Source organism: Pantoea sp. EABMAA-21, assembly GCF_030053335.1.
GTDB classification, from domain to species: Bacteria; Pseudomonadota; Gammaproteobacteria; order Enterobacterales; family Enterobacteriaceae; genus Pantoea; species Pantoea communis.
In genome coordinates this window covers 67,907-90,160 of record NZ_JASGBX010000009.1, presented here as the reverse complement: position 1 = coordinate 90,160, position 22,254 = coordinate 67,907, and the positions used below count along the sequence as shown (strand labels likewise).

Genomic DNA, 22,254 nt, shown 5'->3' with positions numbered 1-22,254 from the left:
TAAAATGAAAAGCTTATACCAGAAGTTATTTGATGCACATGTCGTCCACGAAGCACCAAACGAAACCCCGTTACTGTACATCGATCGCCATCTGATCCATGAAGTGACGTCACCGCAGGCCTTCGATGGCCTGCGCGCTCACGGCCGCAAAGTGCGCCAGCCGTCGAAGACGTTCGCCACCATGGACCACAACGTTTCTACCCAGACCAAAGACATTAACGCGTCGGGTGAGATGGCGCGTATTCAGATGCAAGAGCTGATCAAGAACTGTGCTGAGTTCGGCATTCAGCTGTATGACCTGAATCACCCGTTCCAGGGTATCGTGCACGTGATCGGGCCTGAACAAGGGATGACGCTGCCAGGCATGACCATCGTCTGCGGCGATTCCCACACCGCGACCCACGGCGCATTCGGTTCGCTGGCATTCGGTATCGGCACCTCCGAAGTTGAGCATGTGTTTGCCACGCAGACCCTGAAACAGGGCCGTGCAAAAACCATGAAAATTGAAGTGCTGGGCGAAGCGGCGCCGGGCATTACGGCGAAAGATATCGTGTTGGCGATTATTGGTAAAACCGGCAGCGCCGGCGGTACTGGTCACGTGGTGGAGTTCTGTGGCCCGGCGATTGAAGCGCTGAGCATGGAAGGCCGTATGACGTTGTGCAACATGGCGATTGAGATGGGTGCCAAAGCGGGCCTGGTCGCGCCGGATGACACCACTTTCGCTTACCTGAAAGACAAGCAGTTCGCACCGAAGGGCGAGCAGTGGGATGAAGCCGTCGCTTACTGGCGTACGATGAAGTCCGACAGCGATGCCAAATTCGACACCATTGTCACCCTGAACGCGGCCGATATCGCGCCGCAGGTCACCTGGGGCACCAACCCAGGCCAGGTGATGGCGGTGGATCAGGCGATCCCCAACCCGCAATCCTTTGCCGATCCGGTTGAGCGTGCTTCTGCCGAGAAAGCGTTGGCTTACATGGATTTGCAGCCGGGTATTAAACTGACTGAAGTCGCTATCGACAAAGTCTTTATCGGCTCTTGCACCAACTCACGAATTGAAGATTTGCGCGCTGCGGCAGCCATCGCTAAAGGCCGCAAAGTCGCACCTGGCGTTGTTGCCATGGTCGTCCCTGGCTCAGGCCCAGTGAAGGCGCAAGCCGAAGCAGAAGGTCTGGATAAGATTTTCCTCGAAGCCGGTTTTGAATGGCGTCTGCCGGGTTGCTCCATGTGTCTGGCGATGAACAATGACCGTCTGAACCCAGGCGAGCGTTGTGCCTCCACCAGTAACCGTAACTTTGAAGGTCGTCAGGGCCGTGGCGGTCGCACTCACTTAGTGAGCCCGGCGATGGCTGCAGCGGCGGCAGTAACCGGTCGTTTTGCCGACATTCGTGAATTGACTCAGGGAGCTTAAGCCATGGCGAACAAATTTACCCAACACACCGGAATTGTGGCGCCACTGGATGCGGCGAACGTCGATACCGATGCCATCATTCCAAAACAGTTCCTGCAGAAAGTGACGCGCACCGGTTTTGGCGCGCACCTGTTCCACGACTGGCGCTTCGAAGATGATGCGGGCACCGTGCCTACCCCAGGTTTCGTGCTGAACAAGCCGGAATTTAAAGGCACCAGCATCTTGCTGGCGCGTGAAAACTTTGGCTGCGGCTCATCACGTGAGCACGCCCCATGGGCCCTGACCGATTTCGGTTTCCACGTGGTGATTGCACCCAGCTTCGCGGATATTTTCTATGGCAACAGCTTTAACAACCAGCTGCTGCCGGTGAAGTTGAGCGATGAAGAAGTGGATGAGATGTTCAAACTGGTGGCCGCGCAGCCAGGCGTGACCTTTACCGTGGATCTGGAAGCCCAGACCGTCACGGCGGGTGATAAGTCTTACAGCTTTGAAATCGACAGCTTCCGCCGTCACTGCATGATCAATGGCCTCGACAGCATTGGTTTAACGCTGCAACACGAAGCGTCCATCTCCAACTACGAGACCACTCAGCCAGCATTCCTGCGTTAATGCCCTATTCGGTGCGTTTGAATGCGCACCGAATAGAGACGCACTGGATGTTTATAAAGTCGCCTTTGCGGGCGACTTTTTATTTATTGGGCATCACGCACGCGCGACGCCAGCCCCAACGCCACCACCGCCATCGCTAATGCCAGCCAGTACACCGATTCATGGCCAAAGCGCTCGCTCAGCGTGCCCTGTATCAATCCCGCGATAATCAGACCGGTCGATATCGAGGTGGTAAACATCGTGGTCGCTGCGCCCGCGCGTCCCGGCATCAAATCCTGAAACCACAGCATGCCAATTCCCGCGACGATGCCGATAAACGCCGCGTTGAACAGCTGAAGCACCATCAATGCCATGCGCGACTGGAACAACACCAGTCCGAGATAGAACAGGATCGCCGCCACCAGCGCTAACAGCACCAACTTGCGCTTACCAAAGCGCTTGGCGTAGTGTCCAGCCAGCAGCATGATGGGAATTTCCAATCCTGCGGCCGTCCCCATTAGTAAGCCCGCCAGTTTTTCCGGCAGCCCCAACGTGGAGCTGATATACAGCGGCATATCGATGATATACATGGTGTTGCACGCCCACATCACCACCGAGGCGATAAACAGCACTCGCACCTGGCTATCTTTCCACGGACTGAGCTGGGTCAGCACCTGCTCTGGCGTCGCGGCCACGCGCGGCACTGAAGGCAGAGTGCGCCAAATCAGCAGCATACTGAGCAGGAAAATCGCCGCCGCCACGCAGAACAGCGTCACGAAGCCATAGTTAAGCGCTAAGGCGAACGACAGCGGCGGGCCAATCACCCATGCCAGCGACAGTTGCGCACGCATCACCGAGCTGAACATCACCACTTCACGCGCCGACTGATCCGCATACTCGCGTGCCAGCGCAAAGATCTGCGGAATCGCCACGCTGGCCAGCGCTGACAGCAACACGCCCACACTGATCAACGTCAGGTACTGACGATTAAAGGCGAATAGCAGCGCATTCAGTACCGCCATCAGGCAGCAAAACAGGATCAGATTGCGACGATCGCCGCGATTGTCCGAGCGCTTCGCCATTAGCAGGCTAATCACAATCCCGGCAATCGCGTTGATGGTAAAAAATAGCCCGACCCAAAACGGTCGCACCTGCACTTCGCGCGTCAAAAACAGACTCAGCGTGGGTGCCTGCAACGCACCGGCGACACCGGTCATAAACGACACCGCCATAAAAGAGAGATAAACCGGATTGATACGACGCTGGCGCGTTAACAGCGATTTCATGCAGAAATCCCTTTGCGGAGAAATGAGGCTAAGACAAAGAGGGTAGAAGATTTCACAGCAAAACGAAAAAAGCCAGCAGAGAAAACGCTGCTGGCGGTGAAATGCACCCTACTCAGAAAAGGCTCCACGTCGGTGGAACCGCTGGCAGAGCGCCATTCATTGCTGAATGCCTCCCGCTCTTCCATTGCCTGGCAGTATGCCTATAATATGGGGCAGGAAAAACTGAGCGATTCTGAGAAGGAGTTCCCCTTTTATGTCCTCTGCGCGACTGCAACAGCAGTTCATCCGCCTGTGGCAAAGCTGCCAGGGGCTGGATCAGGAAACTACCTTAAGCGATCTGGCTGAACGACTGCACTGCTCGCGGCGCCATATGCGTAACCTGCTGAATGCCATGCAGGATGCGGGCTGGCTGATTTGGCAGGCAGAAGCCGGGCGCGGTAAGCGTTCGACCCTGAGCTTCAATTACACCGGCCTGGCACTCCAGCAGCAGCGCGCCGAAGATCTACTGGAGCAGGACCGCATAGAGCAGTTGGTGCAACTGGTGGGCGATAAGAATCAGGTGCGGCAGATGATTGCGGCGCATCTCGGGCGCAGTTTCCGCCAGGGCAAGCACATCCTGCGCGTGCTCTATTACCGTCCGCTGCCCAATCTGCTGCCGGGCTCGCCGCTGCGTCGTTCGGAAACCCATCTGGCGCGACAAATCTTTAACGGCCTGACGCGAATAAATGAGGAAAAGGGGGAAATCGAAGCGGATATCGCCCATCACTGGCAACAAACCTCCCCACTCCACTGGCGCTTCTTTTTACGACCCGCGATTCGCTTCCATCACGGACGTGAACTGGAGATGGAAGACATCATCGCTTCACTGGAACGTGTACGCAGTCAGCCGCTATTCTCGCATATCGACAAACTGCACTCTCCCGCGCCCTGGACGCTGGATATTCATCTGTCACAGCCCGATAGCTGGTTGCCTTGGCTGCTGGCCAGCGTCAGCGCGATGATCCTGCCGCGCGAATGGCCGACGTTGCGCCATTTTGCCCGTCAACCCATCGGCACCGGTCCTTACAGCGTGGTACGCAACCAGCAGACGCAGCTGAAAATCGCCGCCTTTGATGACTATTTTGGCTATCGCGCGCTGATTGATGACGTGTCGATTTGGGTGCTGCCGGAAATCAGCGACGAGCTGGTGTATGCCGGCGTTAAGCTGCAGGGGGAAACCGCCGATGAGAAATCCGAAGAGAGCCGTCTGGAAGAAGGTTGCTATTTCCTGCTGTTCGACCAGCGCTCAGAGCGTGGTAAGGATGCCCATTTTCGACGCTGGGTGAGCTATCTGCTTAACCCGATTGCCCTGCTCAACCATGCGGGTGTGGGCTATCAGCGCTACTGGTTCCCTGCATACGGTTTCTTACCGCGCTGGCATCATCGCCGCGATCTCACCCCAGCCGAAAAGCCCGATGGACTCACGCAACTGACCATCAGCTGGTACAGCCATCATGTTGAGCATGAAGGGATTGCTAACGCCCTGCGCCCGCTGCTGGCTGAACAGGGCGTTGAGCTGATCACGCGCGAGCTGAGCTACGAAGAGTGGTTCGAAGGTGAAGGAGAGAGTGACATCTGGCTCGGCAGTGTGAACTTCACGCTGCCACTGGAGTACGCGCTGTTTGCCCAACTCTACGAGCTGCCGCTAATGCACCACTGCGTCCCGATTAACTGGCATGCCGATGCGGAGCAGTGGCGGCAAAAAAACTTATCCTTAGCCGATTGGAGTAAGCAGTTGGTGAACAGCGACTTTGTTCATCCGCTCTTCCATCACTGGTTACTGCTGGAAGGCCAGCGCAGTATGCGCGGTGTGCGGCTCAATACGCTCGGCTGGTTTGACTTCAAATCGGCCTGGTTTGCACCACCGGAGCTGTGACACTTTCGCGCTGTCACAGAAGTGTCTAAAATAAGCCGTTCTCAACGGGGTGCCCTGGTATTGGGCTGAGAGAAACCCGTCGAACCTGATCCGGCTCATACCGGCGTAGGGATTTGAGATGCCCGCTAACTCAGATCCTTTGCGACTCAACTTTATCTTCTCCTCAAGGAGCGCAAAGTGTTAAACAAAGTCTTGCCCGTGTTGCTGTTGATCTCTGCCCCGGCGTTGGCTGTCAAGCCTGTTCTTACCGTTTACACCTACGACTCGTTCTCTGCAGATTGGGGCCCCGGCCCTGCCGTTAAAAAAGCCTTTGAAGCCGAGTGCGGCTGCGAACTGAACTATGTGGCGCTGGAAGATGGCGTGTCGCTGCTCAACCGCGTGCGGATGGAGGGCAAAAACAGCAAAGCCGATGTGGTGCTGGGCCTCGATAACAACCTCGTGCAAGCCGCCGAAAAAACCGGCCTGTTCGCAAAAAGCACCGTCGACACCAGTCAATTGCAACTGCCTGATAGCTGGCATAACGACACCTTCGTTCCGTTCGATTACGGCTACTTCGCCTTCGTCTACGATAAAAACAAGCTGAAGAACCCACCGAAAAGCCTGAAAGAACTGGTCGAAAGCCCGGAAAAGTGGCGTGTGATCTATGAAGATCCACGCACCAGCACACCGGGATTAGGCCTGCTGCTGTGGATGCAAAAAGTGTATGGCGATAAAGCACCTGACGCCTGGCAGAAGCTGGCACAGAAAACGGTCACCGTCACTAAGGGCTGGAGCGAAGCCTATGGCCTGTTCCTGAAAGGCGAAGGCGATCTGGTGCTGAGTTACACCACCTCTCCGGCATATCACATCATCGAAGAGAAGAAAGATAACTACGCCGCTGCGCCGTTTAGCGAAGGCCATTATCTGCAAGTGGAAGTGGCTGCACAGCTCGCTAGCAGCAAACAGCCCAAACTGGCGCAGCAGTTTATGCAATTTATGGTATCGCCAGCCTTCCAGCAGACCATTCCGACTGGCAACTGGATGTATCCGGTGATCAAAAGCGATCTGCCTGCCGGTTATCAGTCTCTGACCGTGCCGGCGAATGCGCTGCAATACAGCTCAGCCGAAGTGGCCGATCATCGCGCGGACTGGATTCGTACCTGGCAACAAGCCGTTAGCCGTTAATGCCAGCCTGGTTAATTCCTGGAAGTGCCGTTGCGCTGCTATTGTGCGCAGTGGCACTGCTGGCGTTTGGCGCCTTAGTGATGGCGGCGCCGGTCACTGACTGGCGCGCCCTGCTGTCAGACAATTATCTGCACCACGTCCTGGCCTTCTCGTTTGAGCAGGCGCTTTTATCTGCCCTGCTCTCGGTGCTGCCGTCGATTCTGCTGGCACGTGCGTTGTATCGTCGCCGCTTTCCGGGACGTAATCTGCTGCTGCGCCTGTGTGCCATGACGCTGGTATTGCCGGTTTTAGTGGCCGTATTTGGTTTGCTCAGTGTTTACGGTCGCAACGGCTGGCTGGCGCACCTCTGTAGCCTGCCTGGCATTGATTACACCTTCTCGCCCTATGGCTTGCAGGGCATTTTACTGGCACATGTGTTCTTCAATCTGCCCCTCGCCACCCGCATGCTGTTACAGGCGCTGGAAAGTATTCCCGGCGAGCAGCGTCAGTTAGCCGCCCAACTTGGTATGCGCGGCTGGAATCTGTTTCGTTTAGTCGAATGGCCATGGCTGCGGCGCCAGATTCTGCCCACCGCAGCCCTGATTTTTATGCTGTGCTTCGCCAGCTTTGCCACGGTACTGGCATTAGGCGGAGGACCGCGTGCCACCACGCTGGAACTGGCCATCTACCAGGCGCTGAGTTTTGATTACGATCCCAGCCGTGCGGCGCTACTGGCACTGTTGCAACTCGGGTGCTGTTTGCTGCTGGTGCTGCTCAGCCAACGCTTCAGTAAGGCCATCCCTACCGGCAGCCAAAATATTCGCGGCTGGCGTGATCCGCAGGATTGCTGGCATGCCCGGATCGGCGACACGCTACTGATTGTCTGTGCGCTACTGCTGTTGCTGCCGCCGCTCGCTGCGGTGATCGTTGATGGCTTGCGCGGGGGTGTTGCAGGTGCCCTGCAACAGCCCGCGTTATGGCAAGCGACCTTCACCTCACTGCGCATCGCCATCGGCGCCGGATTGCTGTGCGTGGTGCTGACCATCATGTTGCTATGGAGCAGTCGCGAGCTGCGTCAGCGTCAGCGCAACGTTGCGGCACAGGCAATGGAGCTAAGCGGTATGCTGATCCTGGCGATGCCCGGCATCGTGCTGGCCAGCGGCTTTTTCCTGCTGTTCAACGCCACCATCGGCCTGCCGCAGCGCGCCGATGGCTTAGTGATTTTCACCAATGCGCTGATTGCCATCCCCTATGCGATGAAGGTACTGGAGAACCCGATGCGCGATATCAGCGCTCGCTACACCCCGCTCTGCGCATCACTGGGCATTGCTGGTATTAATCGCCTGAAACTGATTGAACTGCGCGCGCTGAAGCGGCCCATTGCACAAGCGCTGGCGTTTGCCTGCGTGCTGTCGATTGGTGATTTCGGCGTGGTGGCCCTGTTTGGCAGCGCCGATTTCCGTACGCTGCCGTTCTATCTGTTCCAGCAAATTGGCGCTTACCGCGGCGCAGACGGTGCCGTAACCGCACTGCTACTGTTATTACTGTGCCTGTTGCTCTTTACTCTGATGGAAAAACTGCCGGGTCGTCATGCTGACACTGAATAATCTCACTTACCTTTACCAGCATCTGCCAATGCGCTTCCGTTTTGAAGCCCAGGCGGGGGAACGTCTGGCGATCCTCGGCCCCAGCGGCGCAGGCAAAAGCACCTTGCTCAGCTTGATCGGCGGGTTTCTGCCAGTGAGTCAGGGAACCCTGATAATGAATGGCGTCGATCATACGCGCAGCGTGCCGTCGGCGCGGCCGGTGTCGATGCTGTTTCAGGAGAACAACCTCTTCCCGCATCTGACGGTGCAGCAAAATATGGGATTAGGCTTGCATCCAGGCTTGAAACTGACGTGGGAACAGCAGCAACAGCTGGCCGCCATCGCTGAGCAGACCGGATTAGCCGAGATGCTGAACCGCTTGCCAGCTGAGCTTTCCGGCGGTCAACGCCAGCGCGTGGCCTTAGCGCGCTGCCTGCTGCGCGATCGGCCGATCCTGCTGCTCGATGAGCCCTTCTCTGCGCTCGATCCGGCGCTTCGCGGTGAGATGCTGCAACTGGTGCGTACGGTGTGTGAAAGCCGCAATATCACGCTGCTGATGGTGTCGCACAGCCTGGAAGACGCCCAGCAAATTGCGCCGCGCAGTCTGGTGGTGGTCGATGGGCGGATTTACTGGGATGGCAGCACGGCGAGCTTGATCAGTGGAGAGAGTGAAGCGGCTACCATCCTTGGCGTGAAAAAGCCTTAAGCGAAGAACACCTTCCACAATAGCTGGCGGAAGATAGGCATCATCGGGTGATACTGAATGGCGATAAATGCCGCCACGCCGATAGCCGCCGCCAGCGGTGCCAGCCAGCGCAAACGCGCCTGCGGCAGATATTTCGTCGCCCAATCAGTGGTTTTGCCACTGCGCCACCAGCGCCACATCAGCCAGAATCCCATCCACACCAGCAAAGCCACCAGCAACAGCAGCCACTTAAAATGGCCGCCTTGCGAGGCCTGCGGCACATCAATCGCCACACCGGCGAGGATACCCGGCATCAGATAAGCCGGCGGCCAGAGAATACAGCCAATCAGATTAGGTGGCAGGAACTTGCGCACCGGCAGCTCCAGCATGCCCGCCGCCAGTGGAATCAACGGACGCGTCGGGCCGACGAAGCGCCCCACCAGAATGGTAAACATGCTGTGTTCATGCAGCGCGTGCTCAGTTTTATTCAGCAGGCCCTGATACTTTTTCAGATATTTCCAGCGGTGTAATGGCCCCTGAAACTTCCAGCCGATGCCATACGAGACCCAATCACCAATCAGGCAACCGGCAAAACCCGCCGCCCAGGCAGGATAAAGGCCAATCTGTCCGCTGCCCACCAGCGCCCCAAGGCTGGCCATTAATACGGTTCCTGGCAACAGCAATCCCACGAACGCCAGTGACTCAAGGAAGGTCACCAGCGCCACGGCCATCAGCGCGTACTCCAGCGATTGCGAAAACAGATGTTCAATCCAGGCTTCCATAACTATCCTCTGCGGAATATAGAGGCTGGATTGTCCGGAGCCAGCGCCAAACCGTCAAGGCAAGAATTGTAGGACGATGTTGACAGAGTACTGACAATGTCGCCACACACAGGCACTGTATAAACATCCATGGTATACTTCAGGCAATTCATTTCCCGGAGTTCACGTGACCGAACCACGCGCAGGTTTTTTGCTTACCCGCCACTGGCGAGATACCCCAACCGGCAGCGAAGTGGTGCTGTGGCTGGCGACTGATGAGGGTCCACAGCGGCTGGTGCTACCGGCACAAGAGTCCGTGGCTTTCATTCCAGAAGAGTTCCGCCAGCAAACCGAAGCGTTGATCCGTGACGAGCGGCATATTCGTGTGCAATCACTCGAGCTGAAAGATTTCCGCCGTCGTCCGGTCTTTGGTCTCTATTGCCGCAGCCATCGCCAGTTGCAATACCTGGAAAAGCGACTGCGAGAAAATGGCATCGCGCTGTATGAGGCCGATATCCGCCCGCCAGAGCGCTATTTGATGGAGCGTTTCATCACTGCGCCGGTGTGGTTCAGCGGCGAGGTGCGCGGCGATAGCGTGGTCAATGCTCGCCTGAAACCGCATCCAGATTACCGCCCGCAGCTAAGATGGGTTTCGCTGGATATCGAAACCACGGAACACGGTGAGCTGTATTGCATCGGGCTGGAGGGCTGCGGTCAGCGCCAGGTTTACATGCTGGGTCCGCCCAATGGCGACGCCAGCACCCTCGATTTCGATCTCATCTATGTGGATAACCGCCCGCAGCTGCTGGAACAGCTCAATGGCTGGTTCGCCCGCCACGACCCTGACGTGATCATCGGCTGGAGCGTAGTGCAGTTCGATCTGCGCGTCCTGCAAAAACACGCCGATCGTTATGGCATTCCGCTGCGCTTAGGACGCCAAAATCAGGCGCTGGAGTGGCGCGAGCACGGCTTTAAGCCTGGCGTCTTCTTCGCACAAGCCACCGGGCGGTTGGTGATTGATGGTATTGAAGCGCTGAAATCCGCATTCTGGGACTTTCCCTCTTTCAGTCTTGAGGCGGTGTCACGCCAGCTCCTCGGCGAAGGAAAAGACATCGACAACCCGTGGCAGCGCATGGAGGAGATCAACTGGCGTTTTGCCCATGACAAACCCGCGCTGGCGAAGTACAACCTGAAAGATTGCGAACTGGTGACGCGTATTTTCCAGCACACTGCCATCATGCCGTTCCTGCTGGAACGCGCCACGGTCAATGGCCTGGCGGTCGATCGTCACGGCGGTTCGGTGGCGGCGTTTGGTCATCTTTATATTCCGCGTATGCATCGCGCAGGATTCGTGGCACCTAACCTTGGTGAAGTGGCACCCGAAGCAAGCCCCGGCGGTTATGTGATGGACTCACGGCCCGGCCTGTACGACTCGGTGCTGGTGCTCGATTACAAAAGCCTTTATCCCTCCATTATTCGCACCTTTCTGATCGATCCCGTCGGTTTGGTGGAGGGGCTGGCGCATCCAGACGATGCCGATTCCGTGCCCGGGTTTCGCCATGCGCGCTTCTCACGCCAAACCCATTGCCTGCCAGCGATTGTGGAGCAGATTTGGCAAGGGCGTGAAGCGGCTAAACGCAACGGCAATCAGCCTTTGTCACAGGCGCTGAAAATCATCATGAATGCCTTTTACGGCGTGCTTGGCACCAGCGCCTGTCGCTTCTTTGATCCACGCCTTGCGTCTTCTATTACCCTGCGTGGCCACGCCATCATGCAGCAAACACGCGAGCTGATTGAAGCCGAAGGGTTTGATGTGATTTATGGCGACACCGACTCCACCTTTGTCTGGCTCAAAGGCGCGCATAGCGAGGCGGAGGCCGCCGCCATTGGTCATCGTCTGGCTAAACAGGTCAATGCGTGGTGGCAGCAACATCTGCAGCAGACTTACGGGCTGGAGAGCGCACTGGAATTAGAGTACGAAACCCATTTCAGTCGCTTCCTGATGCCCACCATTCGCGGTGCTGAACAAGGCAGTAAAAAGCGCTACGCCGGCATGATTCGCAGCGACGGAACAGAACGGCTGGTGTTTAAAGGGCTGGAGTCAGTGCGCACCGACTGGACACCGCTGGCGCAGCAGTTCCAGCAAAATCTGTATGGCCGAATTTTCCGTGGTGAGCCATGGCAGGATTATATCCGTGAGACCGTGGCGCAGTTGCTGGCGGGCGAACTGGATGAATTACTGGTCTACAAAAAGCGCCTGCGCCGCCCGTTAAAAGATTATGAAAAAAACGTGCCACCCCATGTACGCGCGGCTCGCCTCGCCGATGAGCAAAATCGGAAATTACAGCGTCCATTACAGCATCAAAATGGCGGGTACATTCGCTATGTGATGGCGACCGCTGGCCCGGAACCGCTGGAAGCGCGCACCACGCCGCTCGACTATGATCACTATGTCACCAAACAGTTACAACCGGTGGCAGATGGCATTTTACCCTTCGTCGGCGATGACTTTGCTACACTTATCACCGGGCAGCTGGGGCTTTTTTGACAGGTGACGAATGCCCTGCCATCCAGTACCATAGCGCCCTTCCTGTTTCTCACCGCATAGACACTCTGACCAAACTCTCGTTTGGCGGTGATGTATTGCCTGAGAGCAGGTGAACTTCTTTATGGCATGTCAGAGAGTCGAGCTAAAAATATATGGTTTTTACACTGGGTCAGCGCTGGATTAGTGATACGGAAAGTGAACTGGGATTAGGAACGGTGGTGGCGATCGATACGCGCATGATCACCATGATGTTCCCGGCAACCGGCGAAAACCGCCTGTATGCCCGTAATGATGCTCCCGTCACCCGTGTGATTTTCAATCCGGGCGACACCATCACCAACCACGAAGGTTGGCAGATGAGCGTCGATGAAGTCCGCAACGATAACGAATTAATGACTTACATCGGCACGCGTCTCGACACCGAAGAAAGCGGCGTGGTGATGCGCGAAGTGATGCTGGATAGCAAACTGGTGTTCAGTAAGCCTCAGGATCGCCTGTTCGCCGGTCAGCTCGACCGTATGGACCGTTTTTCCCTGCGCTTCCGTGCGCGTAAATACCACAGTGAGCAGTATCGCCTGCCGATCAGCGGCCTGCGCGGCATGCGCACCAACCTGATTCCGCATCAGCTGCATATCGCCCATGATGTTGGCCGTCGTCATGCGCCACGCGTGTTGCTGGCGGATGAAGTGGGCCTGGGTAAAACCATTGAAGCCGGGATGATTATTCAGCAACAGTTGCTGGCCGGTCGTGCCGATCGCGTACTGATCGTGGTGCCGGAAACGCTGCAGCACCAGTGGCTGGTAGAGATGTTGCGCCGCTTCAACCTGCGCTTTGCCCTGTTTGATGACGACCGCTACACCGAAGCCCAGCACGACAGCGATAACGCCTTCGAAACCGAACAGCTGATTATCTGTTCACTGGATTTCGTACGCCGTAACAAGCAGCGTCTTGAATTGCTGGCCGATGCCGACTGGGATCTGCTGGTGGTCGATGAAGCCCACCATCTTGCCTGGAGCGAAGATGCGCCAAGCCGTGAATATCAGGTGATTGAACAGCTGGCGGAAAAAACGCCGGGCGTGCTGCTGCTGACGGCCACGCCGGAACAGCTGGGTCTGGAAAGTCACTTTGCCCGTTTACGTCTGCTCGATCCAAATCGCTTCCACGACTTCAGCCAGTTCGTGGCTGAGCAGCAGAATTATCGCCCGGTGGCCGATGCGGTGAGTTCGCTGCTGGCCGATCAGGCGATCACCAATGAAGAGATGAACCTGATCAATGACCTGATCGGTGAACAGGACATCGAGCCGCTGCTGCAGGTGGCGAACAGCGATCGTGAAGGCAAAGAAGACGCACGCAAAGAGCTGGTCTCGATGTTGATGGACCGCCACGGCACCAGCCGCGTGCTGTTCCGTAACACCCGTAACGGCGTGAAGGGCTTCCCGAAACGCGAACTGCACCAGGTTCGTTTGCCACTGCCTGCGCAGTATCAAACCGCGATTAAAGTTTCCGGCATTATGGGCACACGCAAGAGCGCAGAAGAACGCGCGCGTGACATGCTGTATCCGGAAAAGATTTATCAGGAATTTGAAGGTGATAGCGGTACCTGGTGGAACTTCGACCCGCGCGTAGAGTGGCTGATGGGTTACCTGACCAGCAACCGTAAAGAGAAAGTACTGGTGATTTGCGCTCAGGCTGCCACTGCGCTGCAACTGGAGCAGGTGCTGCGCGAGCGCGAAGGTATTCGTGCTGCAGTGTTCCACGAAGGATTATCCATTCTGGAACGCGACCGCGCTGCGGCGTTCTTCGCCTCAGAAGAAGAAGGCGCACAGGTACTGCTGTGCTCGGAGATCGGTTCTGAAGGCCGTAATTTCCAGTTCGCCAGCCGTCTGGTAATGTTCGACCTGCCGTTTAACCCGGATCTGCTGGAACAGCGTATTGGCCGTCTCGACCGTATCGGCCAAATGCACGACATTCAGATCCTGGTGCCATGGCTGGAAAAAACCGCCCAGGCGGTGCTGCTGCGCTGGTACCACGAGGGCCTGGATGCGTTTGAGCATACCTGTCCAACTGGACGCGCCATTTATGACAGCGAATACAGCAAGTTAATCGAATACCTCGCCGCACCTGAGAATCCACAGGGGCTGGATGAATTTATTGCAGAGAGCCGCAAACAGCACGACACGCTGAAAGCGCAGCTGGAGCAGGGTCGTGACCGCTTACTGGAGCTGAACTCCAACGGCGGCGAAGCAGCGCAGGCGCTGGCGAATGCTATCGGCGAACAGGATAACGACACCGACCTGGTTAACTTCGCGCTGAACCTGTTCGATATCGTCGGCATCAACCAGGAAGACCGCAGTGACAGCCTGATCGTGCTGACGCCATCCGATCATATGCTGGTGCCGGATTTTCCAGGTTTACCGGAAGATGGCTGTACCGTGACCTTCAACCGTAACCAGGCGCTGTCGCGTGAAGACACCCAGTTCATCACCTGGGAACATCCGCTGATCCGTAATGGTCTCGATTTGATCCTGTCCGGCGATACCGGCAGCTGTGCATTGTCACTGCTGAAGAACAAAGCGCTGCCGGTTGGGACGCTGCTGGTTGAGATGGTGTACGTGGTTGAAGCGCAGGCTCCGAAAAGCCTGCAACTCACCCGCTTCCTGCCGCCAACGCCGGTGCGTCTGCTGATGGATCGTGCGGGCAACAACCTGGCAGGCAAAGTGGAGTTTGAAAGCTTTAACCGCCAGTTAAACGCCGTGAATCGTCATACCGGTAGCAAACTGGTTAACGCAGTGCAGCAGGAAGTGCACGAGATTCTGACCCAGGCCGAAAAAGTGGTGATTCCGGAAGCACAGGCGATCATCGCAGCGGCGAAAGTCGAGGCGGATGAGAAGCTGAGTGCCGAGCTATCACGTCTTGAAGCGCTGCGAGCGGTCAACCCCAACATCCGTGATGATGAGGTTGAAGCGCTGGAAAGCAATCGCGAGCAGGTGCTGGCGAGCCTCGGTGATGCGGGCTGGCGTCTGGACGCGCTGCGTCTGATCGTTGTCACGCACCAATAATTGCTGAAGGCCACTACGACATGTTGATGGAAGCCTACAATCCGCCGCTCGACCCCTGGCTACATATTCTGTATCAGGACGAGCACATTATGGTGGTCAACAAGCCAAGCGGCTTGTTGTCGGTGCCTGGTCGCCTGGAGGAGCACAAAGATAGCGTGATGACGCGCATTCAACGTGATTTCCCTCAGGCGGAATCGGTGCATCGCCTGGATATGGCCACCAGCGGCGTGATCGTGGTGGCGTTGAATAAGGCTGCGGAAAGAGAGCTCAAGCGGCAGTTCCGCGAGCGTGAGCCGTCAAAGTATTATGTGGCACGCGTGTGGGGCCATCCTGCGGCGGAAGAGGGATTGATCGATCTGCCGCTGATTTGCGACTGGCCTAATCGCCCTAAGCAAATGGTATGCTTCGAGAACGGTAAAGCCGCTCAGACCGAATATCAGGTGCTGGAATACGAAGCGAGCAACAGCGCCCGCGTGCGGCTCAAGCCGATTACCGGCCGCTCGCACCAGCTGCGCGTGCATCTACTGGCGCTGGGTCACCCGATTTTGGGCGACCGCTTTTATGCCCATGAAGAAGCACTGAGCATGGCGCCGCGTCTGCAACTGCACGCGGAGTCATTAACCATTACCCATCCGGCGTTTGGCAACAGCATGACGTTTAAGCAGCCAGCAGATTTTTAATCTGCAGGTCATAAAAAAGGGCCGTCAGTCATGACGGCCCTTTCAAATTCAATCTTAACGTTCCAGGCTATTTAAAACCTTTCTCCTTACGAATCAAATCGTAAGCCGCCTGAATCTCCTGCGCTTTCTGCTTCGCCATCTCCATCATTTCTGGCGGTAACCCTTTCGCCACCAGTTTGTCCGGATGATGCTCACTCATCAGCTTACGGTAAGCGCGTTTAATGGTGGTGCTGTCATCGCTGCTTTTTACCCCCAGCACACTACAGGCATCATCCAGCGTCGGTCCGCGTTTCGCCTGTTGATAAGCACCACCATAAGAGGAGCCACCGCCACCAAATTGTTGCCCACCTTCCATCATGCGAAGGAACTGATCGAACTGTGCCCGCGAAATGCCCAGCTCTTCCGCGATTACATACAGCACCTGGCGTTCATTGGGATGCAGCGAACCGTCAGCAAATGCCGCCTGAATCTGAATTTCCAGAAACATCCGAATCAGATCAAAACGACCAAAACAGGCGCTGCGCAGTTCACGCAATTTATTCCGCAGCGGATAGTCACTTTGCTTGCCTTCGCGGAAAGCACGCTGCGCAGCCATGCGGGCATCGCCATGCAGTTGCATACGATCCATAAATAAGGAAGCAATCTGGATATCTGCCTCGGTGACGCGCCCTTTTGACTTGGTCAAATGACCCATCACCTGAAAAGTGGTACTGAAAAACAGCGTCTGTCGCGCCTGATTATTGGCGAAATAGCCCTGTCCTTTTACGCTGCGCACTTTGTCAAACATATGACCAATGATCAGACCCAGTACAATGCCCCAGAAGCCTGCTCCGGAAAGTAAGCCGAGAGCCAGACCAATAACTTTTCCCCAGTAGCGCATAAACTCCTCAATTCGCCATGCTTGCGGCTGAAAATTGCATTATCATACCTTTCATTTACTTCAGTGCCTAACAGCAACGCGATCAGACAAGGATTAACACTGGCACAACGCCGGGCAGTAAGTTAGTCTCTGAGCCGATTGTCGGCATGATGCCCGTTCTCATGGAAATCCCGAACCGCGTATGAAAAAACAGATACCTACCCTGCTGGCAACCATGATTGGTGCAGCGCTCTACAGTCAGCAGTCATTCGCCGACGATCTTATGTCGCAATGTATGCTGGGCGTGCCGAGCTATAACCGTCCGCTGGTCAGCGGCGACACCAATTCCCTGCCTGTCACCATCAACTCTGACTCGGCCAAGGGTAACTACCCGAATGACGCGGTATTCACGGGCAATGTTGATGTGCAGCAGGGCAACAGCCGCTTACGTGCCGATGAGATGCAACTGCATCAGCGTCAGCAGGATGGACAGACCACGCCAGTGCGTACCGTGGATGCGCTGGGTAATGTGCACTATGACGACAACCAGGTCATCCTGAAAGGTCCGAAAGCGTGGTCCAATCTGAACACCAAAGACACCAACGTGTGGAACGGTGATTACCAGATGGTGGGCCGTCAGGGCCGTGGCGTTGCCGATCAGATGAAACTGCGTGGCGACAACCGTTATACCATTCTGGAAAACGGCAGCTTCACCTCTTGCCTGCCCGGCTCTAATAGCTGGAGCGTGGTCGGTTCTGAAGTGATCCAGGACCGTCAGGAAGAAGTGGCGGAGATTTGGAACGCCCGCTTTAAACTCGGCAATGTGCCGGTGTTTTACAGCCCATATTTGCAGTTACCGATTGGCGATCGCCGTCGCTCCGGTTTCCTGATCCCGAATGCGAAGTACGGTAGTAACAACGGCTTCGAATTTATGCTGCCGTATTACTGGAACATCGCGCCACAGGCCGATGCCACCATTACGCCGCATTACATGAGCAAACGTGGTCTGCAATTGCAGAACGAATTCCGCTATCTGACCGTGTTTGGTGCCGGTTTGATGGAACTGGATTATCTGCCGTCCGATAAGCAGTACGACAACGACAAAGCGGTGCGTGGCATCGCCGAAAATGATAACTCAGATCGCTGGCTGTTCTACTGGCAGCATGCTGGTGTCTATGAGCAGCACTGGCGCTTCAATGCCAATTACACCAAGGTAAGTGACCCGTATTACTTCAACGATCTCGACTCGAAGTATTACAACTCTACTGACGGTTATGCGACGCAGAAATTCAGCTTTGGCTACGCGGACACCAACTGGGACGCCACGCTGTCGACCAAAGATTTCCAGGTGTTTGGTAACACAGATTCGACCAACGTCTATCGTGCCATGCCACAGCTCGACCTGAACGCCTATCAGAACGATATTGGACCATTTGATGGCCACATCTACGCTCAGGCAGTGAAATTCACCAACGTGAATAGCAAAATGCCTGAAGCAACGCGTCTTCACATTGAACCGACGTTAAATTTACCGCTGTCAAATGGCTGGGCCAGCCTGGATACCGAAGCAAAGTTCCTCGCTACGCACTACCAGCAGGACAATATTGATCGTTATAACAATAACGAAATCTCTAATATTTCCAGCAACGGTAATCAATTAGATAGCTCCGTCAACCGCACTCTGCCGCAGTTCAAAGTGGATGGCCGTCTGATATTTGACCGCGATATGGATTGGGAACCAGGTTACACGCAAACGCTGGAACCGCGTGTGCAGTACCTTTATGTCCCGTACCGTAACCAGAGCAATATCTATCCGTACGACTCAACGCTGCTGCAAACTGACTACACCGGCCTGTTCCGCGATCGTACCTATAGCGGCCTGGATCGTATCGCGTCGGCTAACGAAGTCTCAACCGGTGTGACCACACGAATTTATGATAACGATCTGGTTGAACGTTTTAACGTTTCTGTGGGTCAAATCTACTCGTTTACCCCGTCTCGTACCGGCGTAAACCAGACGAGTGATGAGGATGATACCGGCAGCCTGGTGTGGGCCGGGGATACCTACTGGAAAATCAGCGATCGCTGGGGCGCGCGTGGCGGTCTGCAGTATGACACCCGTCTCGATAACGTTGCACAAGGCAACGCCATCCTGGAATACCGTCAGGATGCCGATCGTATGGTGCAGTTGAGCTATCGCTACAGCAGCCCGGAATACGTGGCGCAGGCGTTGAACAACTCCAGCTTGCTGACGAACCCGATCTACAAAAACGGGATTTCACAAGTTGGCGCAACCGCGAGTTGGCCAATTGCCGATGCCTGGTCACTGGTGGGCGGATATTACTACGATACCCGCAACAGTCGCCCTGCTGAGCAGTTAGTTGGCCTGCAGTACAGCTCGTGCTGCTACGCCATTCGTCTGGGTTACGAGCGCAAGATCAACGGTTGGGAAAACAACGACAGTAAGTACGACAACCAAATCTCATTCAACATTGAGCTACGTGGTCTGAGTTCTAACTATGGCTTAGGCACCAATGAAATGCTGCGTCAGGGCATCATCCCTTACCAGCGCGCTTTCTGATGTTGTGATGTTTGACAGGCTATCCCGCAGTGCGGAAACAACAATGGATAAAGTATGAAGAACTGGAGAATGCTGATTCTTGGTGTAGCGATCACCGCTAACACTGCGTTCGCAGCCCCACAAGAGCTTGATAAAGTTGCTGCCGTCGTGAATAACGGCGTGGTACTGGAAAGTGACGTTGATAACATGATGCGCACCGTGAAATCACAGGCGCAGCAAGCTCATCAACAGTTGCCTGATGACAAAACCTTGCGTCATCAGATCCTTGAGCGTCAGGTCATGGATGCCATCATTCTTCAGATGGGCGAGAAAGCCGGCCTGCAGGTCAGCGATCAGCAGTTGGATCAGGCAATCCAGAATATTGCCGCACAAAATAAGATGAGCATGGATCAGTTGCGCAGCCGCCTGGCCTATGACGGAATGAACTACAACGCCTACCGTGCGCAGATCCGTCAGGAAATGCTGATCTCTGAAGTGCGTAATAACGAAGTGCGCCGCCGTGTCACCATCCTGCCGCAGGAAGTCGATACGCTGGCAACGCAGATTGGTTCACAGAATACTCAGGGCACTGAACTGAACGTGAGCCAGATCTTGCTGCCACTGTCAGAAAACCCTACGCAGCAGCAGGTTGACGATCAGGAAGCGCTGGCGCGTCAATTGGTCGGTCAACTGAAAAGCGGTGCCGATTTTGGCAAAATGGCAGTGACCTACTCTGCCGATCCGCAGGCGCTGAAAGGCGGCAACATGGGTTGGGCGAAAATTGAAGAGTTGCCGACCCTGTTCTCGCAAGCGTTAAGCACCGCGAAGAAGGGCGACATCGTCGGCCCAATACGTTCTGGTGTTGGCTTCCATATTCTTAAAGTGAACGATCTGCGCGGTGAGAGTAAAAACATCTCTGTCACCGAAGTGCATGCACGCCATATTCTGCTGAAGCCTTCTCCGATCCTCACTGATGCGCAGGCACAAGCGAAGATCGAGCAGATCGCAGCTGACATCAAGAGTGGCAAAACCACCTTTGCTGCGGCGGCAAAACAGTTCTCTGACGATCCGGGTTCTGCTAACCAGGGTGGTGATCTCGGCTGGGCAACGCCTGAAATCTACGATCCTGCCTTCCGTGATGCGCTGCTGAAGCTGCAAAAAGGCCAGGTCAGTGAGCCGGTACACTCCTCCTTCGGCTGGCATCTGATTCAGTTACTGGATACCCGTCAGGTTGATAAAACCGATGCGGCGCAGAAAGAGCGTGCTTATCGTCTGCTGTTTAACCGTAAATTTGCCGAAGAAGCACAAACCTGGATGCAGGAACAACGCGCCAGTGCTTACGTGAAGATTCTGGACAACAATGGTCAGTAATTATCGTGTTGTGATCACCCCCGGCGAACCCGCCGGGATTGGTCCTGATCTCACCGTTCAACTGGCTCAGCTCGACTGGCCAGTTGAACTGGTGGTCTGTGCCGATGGCCATGTGCTGCGTCAGCGAGCCCAGCAACTGGGCTTACCGCTTACGCTGCGCGATTACCAACCGGGTGTTGCGGCACAAGCACAGCAGGCCGGTACGTTAACGCTGCTGCAGGTTGATACCGCGCAGCCGGTCACGCCTGGTGAATTAACCGTAGCGAATGGGCATTACGTATTGGAAACGCTGGCGCGTGCCTGCGACGGTTGCCTAAACGGTGAATTTGCTGCGTTGATTACCGGACCCGTGCACAAAGGCGTCATCAATGACGCCGGCATTCCGTTTACCGGCCATACCGAATTCTTCGCCGAGCGTGCCGGTGGCGATCGCGTGGTGATGATGCTGGCCACCGAAGAGTTACGCGTCGCGCTCGCCACTACGCATTTGCCGTTAAAAGATGTCGCTGATGCGATTACTCGCGACAGCCTGCATGAGGTGATTACGATTCTGCATCAGGATTTACAGCAGAAGTTCGGTTTACCCCATCCGCATATCTTTGTCTGCGGCCTGAATCCGCACGCGGGCGAAAGCGGCCATATGGGCCGTGAAGAAATTGATACTATCATTCCGGCGCTCGACGAACTGCGTCAGCAAGGTATACAGCTTACCGGCCCATTACCGGCTGATACGCTGTTCCAGCCGAAGTACCTACAGCATGCCGATGCGGTCCTGGCGATGTATCACGATCAGGGCTTACCGGTGCTAAAATTTCAGGGGTTTGGTCGCGCGGTGAATATCACCCTTGGCCTGCCCTTTATCCGGACTTCTGTCGACCATGGTACCGCGCTGGAATTAGCCGGCCAGGGCAAGGCGGAACCGGGCAGCTTTATCACGGCGCTTAATCTCGCCATCACTATGATCAAGAGCAGTAATGAATAATCGCGTCCATCAGGGGCATTTTGCCCGTAAACGTTTCGGGCAGAACTTCCTGAACGATCAGTACATTATCGACAGCATTGTCTCCGCTATTCACCCGAAGAAGGGAGAAGCGATTGTGGAGATTGGTCCCGGCCTGGGTGCCTTAACTGAACCGGTGGGCGAACGCCTCGATGAACTGACCGTTGTAGAGCTGGACCGCGATCTGGCTGCACGTTTGCAGACCCATCCGTTCCTCGGACCGAAGCTGACCATTTATCAGCAAGATGCCATGACTTTCGATTTCTCGGCGCTGGCGCAAGAGAAAGGTCAGCCACTGCGCGTCTTTGGCAACCTGCCGTACAATATTTCGACCCCGCTGATGTTCCACCTTTTCAGCTATACTGGTTCGATTAAAGACATGCACTTCATGCTGCAGAAAGAAGTGGTAAACCGTTTGGTTGCCGGACCAGGCAGTAAAGCGTATGGCCGCCTGAGCGTGATGGCGCAGTACTATTGCCAGGTGATTCCGGTGCTGGAAGTTCCACCCGAATCCTTCACGCCTGCGCCAAAAGTTGATTCCGCCGTGGTGCGTTTGATGCCTTACCCAGAACCACCTTATCCGGTGAGCGATATTCGCCTGCTGAGCCGCATCACCACTGAAGCCTTTGGTCAACGCCGTAAAACCCTGCGTAACAGCCTTGCACATATGTTTACTGCGGGTGCGTTGGATGAACTGAACATTGATGCCTCGCTGCGTGCTGAGAATGTCACCGTGGCACAGTATTGCCAATTGGCGAACTGGCTGGGCAATCATCAGGCTGAAACCCCGGAGAAATAAGTG

General features: G+C 55.7%; 16 protein-coding genes and 1 riboswitch. Of the genes, 13 read left to right on the top strand and 3 right to left on the bottom strand.

Going from position 1 to position 22,254, the window contains the following annotated elements:
* Window positions 1-4: 4 nt before the first annotated feature.
* Together leuC and leuD are read left to right on the top strand one after the other, a co-directional pair.
* Window positions 5-1,411, top strand: a complete 1,407-nt coding sequence (leuC, locus tag QMZ65_RS14575) for a 3-isopropylmalate dehydratase large subunit (RefSeq protein ID WP_034826009.1) — start codon at window positions 5-7, stop codon at window positions 1,409-1,411.
* Window positions 1,412-1,414: 3 nt separating this feature from the next.
* Window positions 1,415-2,020 (top strand): 3-isopropylmalate dehydratase small subunit, encoded by a 606-nt coding sequence (gene leuD / locus QMZ65_RS14570; RefSeq protein ID WP_038649091.1) that lies wholly within the window; start codon window positions 1,415-1,417, stop codon window positions 2,018-2,020.
* Window positions 2,021-2,103: 83 nt separating this feature from the next.
* Here leuD and QMZ65_RS14565 read toward each other — a convergent pair whose 3' ends face one another.
* The gene (locus QMZ65_RS14565; protein WP_211729143.1) at window positions 2,104-3,285 is read right to left on the bottom strand and encodes an MFS transporter; all 1,182 of its coding nucleotides are present in this window, start codon (window positions 3,283-3,285) and stop codon (window positions 2,104-2,106) included.
* Window positions 3,286-3,538: 253 nt separating this feature from the next.
* On the opposite strand from QMZ65_RS14565, the gene sgrR reads away from it, so the two are divergent.
* From sgrR to thiQ, 4 genes are all read left to right on the top strand, one after another.
* Window positions 3,539-5,200 (top strand): HTH-type transcriptional regulator SgrR, encoded by a 1,662-nt coding sequence (gene sgrR, locus QMZ65_RS14560; RefSeq protein WP_211729144.1) that lies wholly within the window; start codon window positions 3,539-3,541, stop codon window positions 5,198-5,200.
* Window positions 5,201-5,235: 35 nt separating this feature from the next.
* Window positions 5,236-5,330, top strand: a riboswitch (TPP riboswitch).
* Between the two features lie 47 nt (window positions 5,331-5,377).
* On the top strand, window positions 5,378-6,364 hold the full coding sequence (thiB, locus tag QMZ65_RS14555) for a thiamine ABC transporter substrate binding subunit (RefSeq protein ID WP_097118329.1): 987 nt from the start codon (window positions 5,378-5,380) through the stop codon (window positions 6,362-6,364).
* Window positions 6,364-7,950: a thiamine/thiamine pyrophosphate ABC transporter permease ThiP gene (thiP, locus tag QMZ65_RS14550; RefSeq protein WP_160833555.1), complete on the top strand. Its 1,587-nt coding sequence runs from the start codon at window positions 6,364-6,366 to the stop codon at window positions 7,948-7,950. The genes thiB and thiP overlap by 1 nt, the downstream gene beginning before the upstream one ends.
* Window positions 7,934-8,635 carry a thiamine ABC transporter ATP-binding protein ThiQ gene (gene thiQ, locus QMZ65_RS14545; RefSeq protein ID WP_160833556.1) on the top strand — a complete coding sequence of 234 codons (702 nt, stop codon included), beginning with the start codon at window positions 7,934-7,936 and terminating at the stop codon, window positions 8,633-8,635. Before thiP ends, thiQ begins: the two co-directional genes overlap by 17 nt.
* Here thiQ and QMZ65_RS14540 read toward each other — a convergent pair.
* The gene (locus QMZ65_RS14540; RefSeq protein WP_097118326.1) at window positions 8,632-9,396 is read right to left on the bottom strand and encodes a DedA family protein; all 765 of its coding nucleotides are present in this window, start codon (window positions 9,394-9,396) and stop codon (window positions 8,632-8,634) included. The genes thiQ and QMZ65_RS14540 overlap by 4 nt on opposite strands.
* A gap of 166 nt (window positions 9,397-9,562) precedes the next feature.
* Here QMZ65_RS14540 and polB point away from each other — a divergent pair, with 166 nt between their 5' ends.
* The 3 genes from polB (at window position 9,563) to rluA (ending at window position 15,662) form a co-directional block, all read left to right on the top strand.
* Window positions 9,563-11,923, top strand: coding sequence for a DNA polymerase II (gene polB / locus QMZ65_RS14535; protein ID WP_097118325.1), 2,361 nt, complete (start codon window positions 9,563-9,565; stop codon window positions 11,921-11,923).
* 152 nt (window positions 11,924-12,075) lie between these two features.
* Window positions 12,076-14,982: an RNA polymerase-associated protein RapA gene (gene rapA / locus QMZ65_RS14530; RefSeq protein ID WP_097118324.1), complete on the top strand. Its 2,907-nt coding sequence runs from the start codon at window positions 12,076-12,078 to the stop codon at window positions 14,980-14,982.
* A gap of 20 nt (window positions 14,983-15,002) precedes the next feature.
* Window positions 15,003-15,662 carry a bifunctional tRNA pseudouridine(32) synthase/23S rRNA pseudouridine(746) synthase RluA gene (gene rluA, locus QMZ65_RS14525; RefSeq protein ID WP_097118323.1) on the top strand — a complete coding sequence of 220 codons (660 nt, stop codon included), beginning with the start codon at window positions 15,003-15,005 and terminating at the stop codon, window positions 15,660-15,662.
* Between the two features lie 67 nt (window positions 15,663-15,729).
* On the opposite strand, the gene djlA is transcribed toward rluA, so the two are convergent.
* Window positions 15,730-16,542 (bottom strand): co-chaperone DjlA, encoded by an 813-nt coding sequence (gene djlA / locus QMZ65_RS14520; protein WP_058959353.1) that lies wholly within the window; start codon window positions 16,540-16,542, stop codon window positions 15,730-15,732.
* 181 nt (window positions 16,543-16,723) lie between these two features.
* Between djlA and lptD the strand changes: the two genes are divergently transcribed.
* Genes lptD through rsmA form a run of 4 tightly spaced genes read left to right on the top strand, consistent with a single transcriptional unit; the run spans window position 16,724 to window position 22,251 of the window.
* Complete coding sequence (lptD, locus tag QMZ65_RS14515; protein WP_283216225.1) at window positions 16,724-19,102, top strand: LPS assembly protein LptD; 2,379 nt, start codon at window positions 16,724-16,726, stop codon at window positions 19,100-19,102.
* Window positions 19,103-19,156: 54 nt separating this feature from the next.
* Window positions 19,157-20,452: a peptidylprolyl isomerase SurA gene (gene surA / locus QMZ65_RS14510; RefSeq protein ID WP_097118321.1), complete on the top strand. Its 1,296-nt coding sequence runs from the start codon at window positions 19,157-19,159 to the stop codon at window positions 20,450-20,452.
* Window positions 20,442-21,434, top strand: coding sequence for a 4-hydroxythreonine-4-phosphate dehydrogenase PdxA (pdxA, locus tag QMZ65_RS14505; protein WP_182057106.1), 993 nt, complete (start codon window positions 20,442-20,444; stop codon window positions 21,432-21,434). The genes surA and pdxA overlap by 11 nt, the downstream gene beginning before the upstream one ends.
* Window positions 21,427-22,251 (top strand): 16S rRNA (adenine(1518)-N(6)/adenine(1519)-N(6))-dimethyltransferase RsmA, encoded by an 825-nt coding sequence (gene rsmA, locus QMZ65_RS14500; RefSeq protein WP_283216224.1) that lies wholly within the window; start codon window positions 21,427-21,429, stop codon window positions 22,249-22,251. The genes pdxA and rsmA overlap by 8 nt, the downstream gene beginning before the upstream one ends.
* Window positions 22,252-22,254: the final 3 nt, after the last annotated feature.